The following is a 12,645-nucleotide window of genomic DNA, read 5'->3' as shown; positions in this document are numbered from 1 at the left end:
CGATTGCCCTCCGCATCACTGGAATTACCTCCCGAAGGTTCTTCAGGTGCACTCTCGGGTTCTGAGGGCGGAGTGGGCTCAGGTTCAGGTTCAGGCTCAGGCTCGGGCGATGGCTCAGGCTCGGGCGATGGCACAGGCTCAGGAGTTGGCTCCGGCACGGGAGTCGGTTCGGATGGAGGCTCGGGCGATGGCTCAGGTTCAGGAGTAGGCTCAGGCTCTGGCTCAGGCTCGGGCGAAGGATCCGGTTCGGGCGTAGGCTCGGGCGAAGACTCTGGAGGACGGACTTCCGATTCGGTTTCCGATGGTGGAGCAGGCTGCGTCTCGATTGGTGCATCACCCACCGGCTCGGGAATCACCGTTCCTGTGTCGGGAGCGGCGGTATCAGGCGCAGCCTCCTCAAGCGGCGCCATTTCCAAGGATGAAGGAGCGGCATCATCACCAGACGATTCCAGTCCCCAAAGCGGCACCATGGGTGCAAAGTAAGGAGCCTCACCTGGGGCGCTGGCAAGGGTAAGGTTTTCATCGAGGGGAACCGCTTCACGGTGGACCGCCCGGCGATCCTGCAAGACCTTTCCAGCCGTCCGGATATGGGTATCAAGTGCTTCGAGCCGGTCGAGCCGGGCGTAGAGGTCGTCGAAATTGACGCCGCCGAAAGTGTAGCGACGATAGGCGAAATCACTCCAGTCTTCGAGCCGGCTGACGACGTGATCCTGTCCGATCCTTCGCAAATCGCTGCGGACTCTAAGAATACGATCCTGCAGTGCGGTCAGATCGACCTCAAGACCAGCCAGGTCGATAGCCATTTCGGGATCGTCACCGCCGACTCGGGCGCGCTCGGCTTTGAGCAGTGCTATGGTTTCCTGCGATGCGCTCCATTCCCGCTCAAGCCGTGCTGCGAGGGTGTCGGCCATCAATGCTTCAAACGCCTGATCTTGCTCGCGCTGGATCAAGGAACGTTGCTTTAGATAGAAAGCCGATGCCGAACCAAGATCGCCGCCGGCTTCATAGAGGCGGTTGACGATCGCCTCGTATTCGGCAAGCAGTTTACTGTCCTGGGTCTCGTAGATTGCACTCTCCAGAGCATCCTGCTGGCTGAAAAGATCACCCAGGGCAGCCTGTTCGGCGATGATTTCCTTTAGGAGTGGCGTCGTCTTTATAGCCCGGGAGAACCGAACCCCTTGAGTCAACTGCATCATCTTGCGATGCAGTGCCACGTAACTATCGAAATACTCGCGCTCAGCCTCTACAAACAGGGCTTCCTCAAGGCCGGCGAGGGCGCCTTGAACCTCGGAAATGGACTTCAGTTCATAGTTATAGTCGTGGAAGTCCTGCCGGTCGTCAAGAGCCGACATCACCCGCCGGTAGTGCTCGAGTGCCGTGCTGTTTTCACCCATCAGTTCGGCGCAGAAGCCGTCCAGGCATTGAGCCTCATAAAGGTATTGGCTGCCGGGATGGGTATCGATGAACCGGCGTAGCAGTTCGCGCGCCTGCCTCAGGGCGTTCAGTTTATAGAGCGCCCAGGCGCTCATCAACTCGGCCTGCTCGGCCAGTTCATCAGTGCCTTTGATCCGGGTAAATTCCGTAAAGGCGATGTCGCAATCGCCACGCAAGTAATTGATGATGCCTATCTTGACCTGCGCCTCGCGAGCGATATTGACATCTGCATCCTTGCCGGAATGACTGGATAGCGCGGTGAAGCGCTCTTCGGCATCCTCAAGGTCGAGAAGAGCGAGAGAACAATTGGCGGCGCGCAACTGCGCTGCGGCGTAGCGATCCGACTTGTCAGGAATGGAAAGGGATTGCGTCCTTGCGGCTGTCCAATTCCCGGCAGCGAAAAAGTAGCGTGCCGCGACGTCTATGGTCTGCCAGTAGTTAGCGTCCGACATAGCGCCGAACTCGGAGGTGTAAAGGTTGAGCACCTCCTTCAAGCCGGCGGCATCACCCCGGTCACCGGCCAGCGATACTAAGCGCCCAAGGGATTTGCGACGAAGACCCGGTTCAGCGGTTCGCTCCACGACGAAGCGGAAATCGGCATACGCCTGGTCGTAGAGGTTCAACGCCAGAAAAGTCTCACCGCGATAGTAAGCCACATCGGCGACATCGCTGTAACCGTAGGCTTCGAGACACTCATCGAACCTGAGGAGCGCGGCACGATAGTCGTTATCGCGATAAGCCAACAGGGCTGTCTCAAGGTCGCGCCGGAACATTCGCTTCCGTTCGACCGGGTTGGCGGATGCGATCAGCCGATCCTTGATCAGACGAGCCTGGAGATACTTGTGGTTGAATTCGTCGCGCTCAAAGTCGAGAACCTGCCGGAATCGAATCCTAAGAGGGGCATCCTCGGGGAGTTCTTCAGGGAGATAATGGTCTTCGCTCCAGCCCGACAGTTCGGGAGGCGTCATAGCTTCAAGCACGGCAGCAGGATTTTGAGCCGCGCGCGCTTCAGCCTCAGCAGCCGCACTCTGATAGAGCCAGGCGAGGAATGACTCGCGAAGTATCAACTCATGCCGGGACTCGACCCAGCGCCGCAGGAAGTAGAATTCGGAATAGGCGCGATAAAGGGCATCGGACGAGTCGGGCTCGCCACTCTCTGCTGCCGACAGGCGCAAGGGGGCAAGAGAGATCGCGAGGGTGGCAAGGCTAATCAGTCCGATCAGCGATCGGCGAATCGACAATTCCACTCCGGGTTGGAACGGACCATAATATGATCGGCACGGCTAATTTGGAGCGCCGTGAGGTCCATAGGACAGACCATAATAATCACGAAACAGCGCATTGTCAAGCAAAATCGTAAAGAAGCACAACTCCAGTCAGCCATAGGAAGCATAGCAAGCCCGCTGTCAACGGATGACAGGCAGCGTCAAGGAGTGAGTGGAGACCTATCAAAGGTCATGAGCCTCGACCGACTCCGAGCCGGTTGACTGCACGGGCAAGAGATGCCCGAGCCCGCTCATTATCGACACCTTCTGCTGCAAGTTGCAGCCGCTCAAGCGCCCGGCGGCGCGCGGCTTCCGCGCGCTCAAGGTCGATTGAATCGGCTGGCTCGGCTGTCTCGGCCAGGATCACTGCGCGGTCGTCGATGATCTCAAAGTAGCCTCCCGATACCGCCCAGGTGCGCCGTCCGTCATCGCTATCGAGGTGTAATGCGCCGATGCGCAGCGGTGTCAGGAAGGGAATGTGTCCCGGCAGGACACCAAACTCGCCCTCGACTCCCGGCGCCCGAAGATGACGAATATCGTATTCCTGCTGGGTGCCGAAAGGAGTGACGAGGGTCACATGAATCGTGCCGACGGTGGTTGTTGCAGCCTCAGGCAACTTTACGCCGCTCCTCCCAACGCTTTTGGACCTCGTCGATGGTACCGGCCATATAGAAATCCTGCTCGGGCACGTCGTCGAGTTCGCCGTCGATGATCATCCGGAAGCCGCGCACGGTCTCCTTGATGGGAACATAGACACCTGGCCGACCGGTAAAGGCCTCGGCGACATGAAACGGCTGGGAGAGGAACTTTTGAATCCGCCGCGCTCTTTCGACAGTCAACTTATCTTCATCGGATAGTTCATCCATTCCCAGAATGGCGATGATATCCTGCAAGTCCTTATAACGTTGCAGGATCTGTTGGACGCGCTTGGCGACGCCGTAATGCTCGGCGCCTACGACTGCCGGATCCATAATCCTCGACGATGAGTCAAGCGGGTCGATGGCCGGGTAGATGCCCATTTCGACGATCTTTCGGGAGAGCACCGTCGTCGCATCGAGATGCGAAAAGGTCGTCGCCGGTGCCGGGTCGGTCAGGTCGTCGGCAGGAACGTAGATCGCCTGCACCGAAGTTATCGAACCCTTCTTGGTCGAAGTGATCCGCTCTTGAAGAGCACCCATCTCGGTCGCCAGCGTCGGCTGGTAACCGACCGCTGAGGGCATCCGCCCAAGGAGCGCAGAGACCTCCGAGCCGGCCTGGGTAAACCGGAAGATGTTATCGACGAAGAAGAGCACATCGCGCCCCTCGACATCGCGGAAGTACTCAGCGAGAGTTACTCCCGTCAAGCCGACGCGAGCGCGGCAGCCGGGGGGTTCGTTCATCTGGCCGAACGACATTGCAACGCGTGAGTTCTTGAGCGCGGCGTGATCGACGGTCGCAAGGTCGAAGGACTTGATGTCGAATTTGTCACCATAGGCGACAACGTTTGATTCGATCATTTCGCGCAGCAGGTCGTGGCCTTCGCGGGTCCGCTCTCCGACCCCAGCAAAGACCGAGATGCCGCCATGCTGTTTGGCAATGTTGTTGATCAACTCCATCACGATGACCGTCTTGCCGGTTCCGGCGCCGCCGAAGAGGCCGATCTTACCACCGCGAGCGAAGGGCTGGATGAGGTCGATCACCTTGATGCCGGTTTCGAGGATGTCGCTGGCGGTGTCGAGATCGACCAGCGGCGGTGGAGTGCGGTGGATCGGATAGCGGATGTCGGTCGCGATCGGTCCGAGGCCGTCGATCGGCTCGCCGGTTACGTTGATCAGTCGGCCCAGGGTGCCAGGTCCGACCGGGATGGTAATCGGGCTGCCCGAATCGACGACGAGCGAGCCGCGCTGCAGTCCATCGGTGGCGTCCATGGCGATTGTGCGCACCATCCGGTCACCCAGATGTTGCTGAACTTCAAGCACCAGCGACCCCTTGTCGCCGCGGTCGATGGTGAGTGCGTTGTAGAGAGGCGGAAGGTCTCCCTCGGGAAAGGCGACGTCCACGACGACGCCGATGATCTGACGAACGGTTCCGGTTGCAGACATTGGTAAGGTGTAGAGTGTAGAGTGCTGAATTTTGTGACCGGCTGCGAAGCGGTCATCAGATTTCGATATTCTTCATCATCCGCATGATTTCCAGTTCATGCACGGTGAAGTCGTCCACGGACAGTGCAATGCGCACATTGAGCACAAATCGATGACCTACGAAGAGGGCTCGATAACCCTTCATACGGCTCTTTTCGCCGAGCCATTCGACCTTGATGAAACGACCTTCGGCATTGGCAACGGAGACGGTGCCCTTTTCTTCAACCGAGAACTCCGGGAGATCCTGACGGTCGCTGCCGCCGGTCTCAAAAGTCGGGTAAAGCTCGGTCGGATGTAAATCAGGCGCCGCTGGATCGGCAATGATGGTGATCTGTGCATCAGGCACGCCGTCCATCGTCGCGACGAGGAAATCCCGGGTGTCGTCCGAGCGGTCCCATACCTCCCATTTGTCGGGGAAGGTGACTCTGAGCGAACTAAACTTCTCACTCTTGTGCTTGTAGCCTCCCCACCCTCCGCATCCGACCAGCAGACCCACACCGATGATGAGGTTAAGTATCGTCCGCATCCTTTTAGGAGCACACATATGACATCCGGTTAAGGTTGATTAGGGCTACTAACGTCCGACTGCGCTGCTTACTTCAATCCCTCAGCGCCGCCGACGATTTCGAGCAATTCCTTGGTGATAGCCGCTTGACGCGCTTTGTTGTATTGCAGCGAGAGGTCGGAGAGCAATTCGGTTGCGTTGTCGGTAGCATTCTCCATTGCCGACATCCGGGCACCCTGCTCAGCAGCATACGACTCAAGCAACACGTGCCAGATCTTAATGTTGACGAATAGCGGAAGCAACTTATCCAGCACCGCTTCAGGCGAAGGCTCATAAACGAACTCGGTCGAGCGGGCAGTGTGCAGGATGCCGGAGGTATCGACGGGCAACAATTGCTCGGCGATGATCCGCTGCTGGATGGCGTTCTTGAACTCGTTATAGACCAAATAGATACGGTCAAAGTCGCCGCTGGTATAGAGATCGACGATGCCGGCACCGATGGCTGCCGCCTGGGAGAACTCCAGTTCGTGGAAGACCCCCGGAAAGTGCTTGTGTATCCTTACTCCGCGCTTGCGAAAGAAGTCGTAGCCCTTGCGCCCGATGGTGAAGAGTTCCACCGTTGCCGACTCGTGCTCCCTCAGGACGCGCTGGGTTCGGCGACAGATGTTGGCATTGAACGATCCGCAGAGGCCGCGATCGGACGTAACGGCAACGACTCCGACCCGCTCGGGCGGACGGACCGCGAGGAGCGGATGGAGCGACGCGTCGGTATGCGCAGCCAGCGCAGCGATCAATTCCGAGAGCCGCCGCGAATAGGGCCGCGAGCGCTCCATATTGGTCTGGGTGCGCTTCAACTTCGCCGCGGCGACCATCTTCATCGCGCGGGTGATTTGGGCGGTGCTCTTGACGCCGGTGATGCGGCGTTTGATTTGTTTAAGCGAAGGCATTAGGGAGACTTGAACGGAATCCGACGACCGGCAGTATTTTCGCTACCGACCAAGATAAAGTATGGAATCACCAGGCATAATTCGGAAATAATATACTTTGACACCCTGAGTATCGGTCTTTGTAGGTTCGACAATCGAAAGCAAATCGCTTCGTCGGTAAAGATAGGTCACAGGATTGTAAGCAATGATCGTATTGGCTTTCTGTTGATAAATGCTATACTCACGAATTTCGCCTGTTGATCTATCCGGAATGAGCCAGAATTTGGATCTCTTCTCTGGATCGGGAACGGCCCGCCGTATTTGCATCAACATTCGATTGGCTCTCGCACCGTTATCATAAAGAAACTCTTGCTTTGCATCTATGCTGTTTAATCCGGTGAGTAAAAAGACAAGCAGTGTTGATATCACTAAGGCTCGTAATACTCGAGAGGTTGCATTAAAGGCACGAGTCAATCCTATCGCCGCAACCATACATAGAAAGGGCAGACTGCGATAGAGGTGCATTTCACTAATATGTTCCATCAATAATGAGGGAACCTGTGAAAAAACCGCCGCCAACACAAGCATCAGAGTGAGTCTCAGGTCATGCTTTCGATTGCGACTTTGAACAGAGAATAAGCCAAGTGAAATGGGGAGGAACAATACCAATCCTGATATTGCCCCCCATACCAAATATATGCCCCGCTCAGTATAGATCGTGACAGTATTGGTAGTTACCACTGCACCGCCAACAAGTAGCGCAAGATTCACCGGAATATTAAGTAACGATAGTGCATAACGCCCGGAGCCAGGTATTGTCAGCCCCGCCACAATCCTAATGGCGATGTAAATTAAAACTATAATCGCGCTTAACATGACTCCCAGCCAAAGTCTCCGATTTCGCATCCAATCGGCTCGTGCGAGAAGTAATATACCGAGGCAGGCCGGAATGGCTACGGCATTTTCTTTGAACATCAGGCCGCCTATAGTAGCCAGACCAATAATCAAATTATCATAACTACCTGGTTCCTGAGTGGCTCGCAGCATCGCTAAAACAGCAACTAATAGAAAGAACGTGGAAACCACATCTGCAGTTCCGTCTATTGAAGCAATGGCAGCGTGCATTTGAGGATGGAAGATCGTCAGCCCCATCGCAAGCAATGCCGGAATTGACCCATCGAATAGCCGTCTCGCTATCCGATATATTAGCATTAAAGACGCCAGATAGACCGCTAATTTGATCCACTGGCCGCCCTGTGCTCCATTACCGAACAGCCTTTCTCCAAGACCCTGCAAGACCCACGCACCGCCGGGTCGATACATATTATAGGGAATCGGTCTTATCAAGGGAGAAAAGAGCGCCGGCCACGAAGTTTCTGAAGCGATAATAGACGGCAAAAACTTGTCAAAATCATCTCCGGACGGCTTGATTCCGGTCGTAGGCAAGTAGATCGAGAACCCGGTCAACAACAACAGCATAAGGCCGATTCCGGTGCGGGTATTGCCCTTAAAGGCTGATCCTGTCTTCACAAGCAACGCAAAGTCAGAAGATGGTTAGAGTGTGACGTACAGGAATCCTGAATTGTACTCACATCGCGCTTAGATGACATCAACCGGGGTGTTGCCTCGTTCTCTATGCCGCGACAGCTGCCCTGAAGCCAGTGATAAAGGTCTCACATGCTTTACCGAGCCGTGCTGTCAAATCGTCGTCGAGCGCCTTGCGGTCGGCGATGTCTATAAGGATGTCGCCGTTCACGTCGTGCATCAGGCGCAAGAAGTCCTCCTCGGCGCGCTTGACGTCCTCGAGCGGCAAATTGTCGAGGTAGCCTTTGCCAGCGAGAAAGAGCACCGCGATCTGGTCCTGGAACGGGTAAGGTCCGTATTGGCCTTGCTTAAGAATCTCCACCAGCCGTTCGCCGCGGGTCAACTGAGCCCGAGTCGATTTGTCAAGGTCGGAGCCGAACTGCGCGAAGGCCTGCAGTTCGCGGTATTGCGACAGGTCGAGCCGAAGGCTCCCCGCAACCTGGCGCATCGCTTTGAATTGCGCGTTGCCGCCGACACGAGAGACCGAGATGCCGACATTGATCGCTGGACGAATACCTGCGTAGAAGAGTTCCGGCTCGAGGTAGATCTGTCCGTCAGTGATCGAGATGACATTGGTCGGAATGTAGGCTGAAACGTCGCCGGCCTGGGTCTCGATGATCGGCAGCGCGGTAAGACTCCCGCCGCCTTCGGCTTCCGACATCTTGGCAGCGCGCTCGAGCAGCCGCGAATGGAGGTTGAAGACGTCGCCGGGGTAGGCTTCGCGGCCCGGCGGACGACGCAGAAGCAGCGACAACTGGCGATACGCCCAGGCATGCTTGGTCAAATCGTCGTAGATCACCAGCGCGTGGCGTCCGTTGTCGCGATAGAACTCTCCTATGGCCGCGCCGGAGTAGGGCGCGAGGAACTGAATTGGCGCCGACTCAACTGCCGTCGAAGAGACGATGATGGTATGGTCAAGCGCGCCGTTCTCCTCGAGGGTCTTCACCACCTTGGCGATGGTTGAGCCTTTCTGACCGATGGCAACGTAGATGCAGACGACGCCCGAGTCCTTCTGGTTGATGATGGCGTCGAGCGCGATGGCCGTCTTGCCGGTCTGGCGGTCGCCGAGGATGAGTTCGCGCTGGCCTCGACCGATAGGGATCATCGAGTCGATCGCCTTGAGTCCAGTCATCAACGGCTCTTTGACCGGCTGGCGGAAGATCACCCCGGGGGCTTTGCGTTCGACCGGGTTGAACTGCGTCGTGGCTAGCGGCCCCTTGCCGTCGAGCGGGAAGCCGAGCGGGTTGACGACGCGCCCGAGGAGCGCATCGCCGACCGGGATTTCGACGACCCGGCCGGTGCGGCGAACCTGATCGCCCTCGCGGATCAACTTGTCTTCGCCGAACAGCGCGACGCCGACGTTGTCTTCTTCGAGGTTGAGCGCCATGCCGAAGATGTTGTGCGGGAACTCGATCAGTTCCGACGCCATGCAGTTTTCGAGGCCATAGACGCGGGCGATGCCGTCGCCGACCTGGATGACCTCGCCGACTTCGCTCTGGTCGGCGCGGGCATCGAAGCCCTCGATCTGCTCCCGTATGATGCGGGTGATTTCTTCCGGACGAATTTGCATGTGCTAAATGACTGATGAGTGATGACTGATGACGGGTGTCAATGCCAATGTAAATGATGGTGACAGGCGCAAGATCAAGATATTTGCAATCCATTTTGACGGTTGCGCTGAACAACTTGCTCAAATCTGATCTTACGGCCTAATATATCTTCAACCAACACAAGTTCAATGTTCACTCCTTCGCCTTTCAATCGAGCTACTTCTTCAAATGCTCCTTTGGTGAAGCTGAAACCTATGATTAGACCGTGATATTGACGTCGGGGAGTCTTGTAATAACGTTTGAGTGCAGATAGAAAGTTATCCACAACGTTTCTTCCAACACCATCCGATTGCTTCACCTGGATTGGATGGCTCTCGAGGAATGAAAACCCATCAATTCCCATATCGCCAGTCTTCTTTGAGCTTGGTGTTCCATGCAGTTCGTTAATTGCCCAGTACTGAAACTCGAACGGTTTCAACTTCCTCAAGTCGGCCAAGTTCTTCGGCATCCCAGTTATTAGCAGTGAATCTTCATCCACTCCTATCGTTGCTAAGCGTTTCTTGATCAATGCTATTGCTGAAGGAGAAATGTCAATCCCAATCCACCTTCTTCCGTATTTTTGTGCAACTGCCAGCGTTGTGCCGCAGCCGCAAAATGCGTCCAAGACAAGATCACCAGGGTTCGATGATGCCCAAATAATCCTCTCAAGCAATTCCTCAGGTTTTTGTGTATTATAGCCCTGGTATTCTTTACTCATGTTGAATACGCCTGAAATATCCCATACGTCATCCATTCCCACCGTGCTATACCAGGCATCTCCCTTGTGAACAAGCGGCTTATGACTTCCTAAACTGGGCTTTTTGGGGAGACGACGCTCGACCTCAACATAATTGAAAGTCCATCGCTTGCCCTTCGTATAAAAGAATATCACATCGTGCTTTCGAGCGAAGAAGCGTCTTGATTTCCCGCCCATGAAGTAGTGCCAAACAATCTCATTATGAAAGTTCTCTCGCCCAAATATATCATCAAGCATGACTTTGAGATAATGTCCAGCATGCCAGTCGCAATGCAGATAAAATGATCCAGTAGGTTTTAAAATCCTATATAAGATCTGCACACGCTTCTTCATCCAATCGATATAAGCATAGACTCCGCCTTCCCAGCGGTCCTCAAAACTGCGAATCTCGGCTTCATCCCCCCAAACAATCTCATAGTTCCGATTGCTGAAGAAAGGCGGGTCAATATAGATAAGATCAACGGACTCCGTCGGCAATGTCGCCAACTCAACAAGATTGTCGCCGCAGATAAGTCGATTTTTCACTGAATCTTTCACACTTCCCTCGAAGTAGTCCCAATTCCTTCGGGCAATCCACTAAACGTGTCTTCAAATCTATATTTGCCAAGAGCTCCATCCAACTCCTCATCGCTCAAATGAATCCCTTTGGGATCAATGGAGCCATAGAGTTCCATAATGTCGATGGTATGCTCAAGCACCACGTCTCCGTTGTCCAAGGTCCGCAGCCGAATAGAATCACCGGGTTTGGCTCTGAGTGACTCCAACGCTTCTTCAGGCAGTTCAATACGCCGAGAATTGTCGATAGTGAGCAACTTGGTCATTGTCCAGCCAAAGCGGCTCTAATCCTATCCAGCCGCCCCTTCACCGACCCGTCATAGACGCTGTTCCCCACCCGCACCCGCACGCCGCCCAGCAGCCCCGGATCGACGCGTTGCTCCAGTTCCAGTTTCCCGCCGAAGCGCTCGCCCAGCGCGGCTTTCAACTGCCCGAAGAGCGCTTCGCCCAACGGCACCGCCGATTCGACCGTACCGGTTACGATACCGCGATGGGCGTTGAGCAGGTCGCCGTAGAGGCGGCTCGCGGCGAGCAGCACCTCGGGGCGGTTCTTGTCGATCACCAGACCGATAAACTTCAGCGTGTAGGGCGACGCGCCGGTGAACAGCCTCTCAAGAAGGCGCTTTTTCACCGCGCGCGGCTCGGAGGGGCTAAGCAGCAGCCGCTTCAGGTCGGGCGATGCCGCCAACGCGCCGTCGAGTTGCTTCAGGTCGCCTTCGACGGCGTCGAGAGCGTTCGCCTTCAGCGCCACCTCGTACAGCGGCACGACGTAGCGCCGCGTCAGGAGTCCGCTCAATTGCGCGACTCCGCAAGGGATTCAGCGACCAAACGGCTGTGGACGTCGGGCGTCAGTGACTTGCCGATCGCTTTGGAAGCCACATTCACCGCCAGGTCCGCCACCTCGGCGCGTATCGAGTTGAGCGCGGCTTGCGTCTCCATCTCGATCTGCCGGCGAGCCCGCTCGACCAGCCCCTGCGCCTCTTCCTTGGACTTGGCGAGTAGATCCTCGCGGACCCGCTCGGCATCGGCGCGGGACTTGGAGACGACGGCTTGCGCTTCGGCTTGGGCTTCAGCCAGTTTGCGCTTGTATTCGGCGAGGGCTTTGTCGGCTTCCTCGCGAGCCGCCCGGGCTTGTTCGATGTTGGTCTTGATGCCCAACTCCCGTTCGTCGAGCGCCTTGAGGATCGGTCCCCAGGCGAACTTCTTCAGGATCGCCAGAAGAATGACGAATGAGATGATGGTCCAGATCATCAGACCCGGATGGATGTCCATCATAGGCTTTGGTCCGGGACGGTTGTCATTCCCGCGCAGGCGGGAATCCAGACTCGCCCCCGTGATTTTTCAACTTGACTAGATTCCCGCCTGCGCGGGAATGATGCGGTGACTAAGCCTTAAGATTCAGCAGCAGACATATGACCGCGCTGAGCAGCGCGATGCCTTCGATCAGCGCCGCGGAGATGATCATCGCGGTCTGGATCTTGGCGGTCGCTTCGGGCTGGCGGGCGATGCCCTCCATAGCGTTGGCAGCGATTTTGCCGATACCGAGACCGGCGCCGATGGTAACGAGCCCGGCTCCGATGCCGGACGAAAGATAGGCGTAAGCCGTGTTGGTGAGTTCAGCGATCATTGTGTTGTGGTGTTTATGGTGTTGATTTACTACTTAATAAGTACTAAAGGCTTGATGTCATTCTGAACGAAGTGAAGGGTCTCCTCCTAATCAGACGAGATGCTTCACTACGTTCAGCATGACAACGCTATCTCCTCGCCACATTCGAGCATATCATCGACGACCAGTCCGACTACATCTTTCAGATTGACGAGAACCTCTTCGTAAGTATCACCCTGGGTGTAGCATCCCTTGAGGCTCGGGCAACGGGCAAAGTAGCCGTCTCGTCGCGTTCGATCACCGC

12 protein-coding genes and 1 pseudogene are annotated in these 12,645 nt (G+C 56.1%); all 13 read right to left on the bottom strand.

Annotated features, from left to right (window positions below):
- Nucleotides 1-35 precede the first annotated feature (35 nt).
- A pseudogene (locus tag FJY67_03515) lies at nt 36-278 on the bottom strand (hypothetical protein).
- Between the two features lie 2,611 nt (nt 279-2,889).
- On the bottom strand, nt 2,890-3,282 hold the full coding sequence (locus FJY67_03510) for a F0F1 ATP synthase subunit epsilon (GenBank protein MBM3328527.1): 393 nt from the start codon (nt 3,280-3,282) through the stop codon (nt 2,890-2,892).
- Between the two features lie 25 nt (nt 3,283-3,307).
- Complete coding sequence (locus FJY67_03505; GenBank protein MBM3328526.1) at nt 3,308-4,780, bottom strand: F0F1 ATP synthase subunit beta; 1,473 nt, start codon at nt 4,778-4,780, stop codon at nt 3,308-3,310.
- 55 nt (nt 4,781-4,835) lie between these two features.
- The gene (locus FJY67_03500) at nt 4,836-5,363 is read right to left on the bottom strand and encodes a hypothetical protein (protein MBM3328525.1); all 528 of its coding nucleotides are present in this window, start codon (nt 5,361-5,363) and stop codon (nt 4,836-4,838) included.
- Between the two features lie 50 nt (nt 5,364-5,413).
- The gene (gene atpG / locus FJY67_03495) at nt 5,414-6,271 is read right to left on the bottom strand and encodes an ATP synthase F1 subunit gamma (protein MBM3328524.1); all 858 of its coding nucleotides are present in this window, start codon (nt 6,269-6,271) and stop codon (nt 5,414-5,416) included.
- A 42-nt stretch (nt 6,272-6,313) separates the two neighbouring features.
- A complete protein-coding gene (locus FJY67_03490) occupies nt 6,314-7,780 on the bottom strand; it encodes a glycosyltransferase family 39 protein (GenBank protein ID MBM3328523.1) in 1,467 nt (488 codons plus the stop codon).
- A gap of 103 nt (nt 7,781-7,883) precedes the next feature.
- Nucleotides 7,884-9,404 carry a F0F1 ATP synthase subunit alpha gene (locus tag FJY67_03485; protein MBM3328522.1) on the bottom strand — a complete coding sequence of 507 codons (1,521 nt, stop codon included), beginning with the start codon at nt 9,402-9,404 and terminating at the stop codon, nt 7,884-7,886.
- 74 nt (nt 9,405-9,478) lie between these two features.
- The gene (locus FJY67_03480; protein MBM3328521.1) at nt 9,479-10,753 is read right to left on the bottom strand and encodes a site-specific DNA-methyltransferase; all 1,275 of its coding nucleotides are present in this window, start codon (nt 10,751-10,753) and stop codon (nt 9,479-9,481) included.
- A complete protein-coding gene (locus FJY67_03475; GenBank protein MBM3328520.1) occupies nt 10,714-11,001 on the bottom strand; it encodes an AbrB/MazE/SpoVT family DNA-binding domain-containing protein in 288 nt (95 codons plus the stop codon). The genes FJY67_03480 and FJY67_03475 overlap by 40 nt, the downstream gene beginning before the upstream one ends.
- Nucleotides 10,998-11,552 carry an ATP synthase F1 subunit delta gene (gene atpH / locus FJY67_03470; protein ID MBM3328519.1) on the bottom strand — a complete coding sequence of 185 codons (555 nt, stop codon included), beginning with the start codon at nt 11,550-11,552 and terminating at the stop codon, nt 10,998-11,000. The genes FJY67_03475 and atpH overlap by 4 nt, the downstream gene beginning before the upstream one ends.
- Nucleotides 11,528-12,010: a F0F1 ATP synthase subunit B gene (gene atpF, locus FJY67_03465; protein MBM3328518.1), complete on the bottom strand. Its 483-nt coding sequence runs from the start codon at nt 12,008-12,010 to the stop codon at nt 11,528-11,530. The genes atpH and atpF overlap by 25 nt, the downstream gene beginning before the upstream one ends.
- 109 nt (nt 12,011-12,119) lie before the next feature.
- Nucleotides 12,120-12,362: an ATP synthase F0 subunit C gene (gene atpE / locus FJY67_03460; protein ID MBM3328517.1), complete on the bottom strand. Its 243-nt coding sequence runs from the start codon at nt 12,360-12,362 to the stop codon at nt 12,120-12,122.
- Between the two features lie 113 nt (nt 12,363-12,475).
- A partial coding sequence (locus FJY67_03455; GenBank protein MBM3328516.1) for a type II toxin-antitoxin system HicB family antitoxin occupies nt 12,476-12,645 on the bottom strand: 170 nt, incomplete at its 5' end.

This window comes from Calditrichota bacterium, assembly GCA_016867835.1.
Classification (GTDB): domain Bacteria; phylum Electryoneota; class AABM5-125-24; order Hatepunaeales; family Hatepunaeaceae; genus VGIQ01.
Note: the sequence above shows the minus strand (reverse complement) of the source record. Positions and strands in the feature narration are given on the sequence as shown.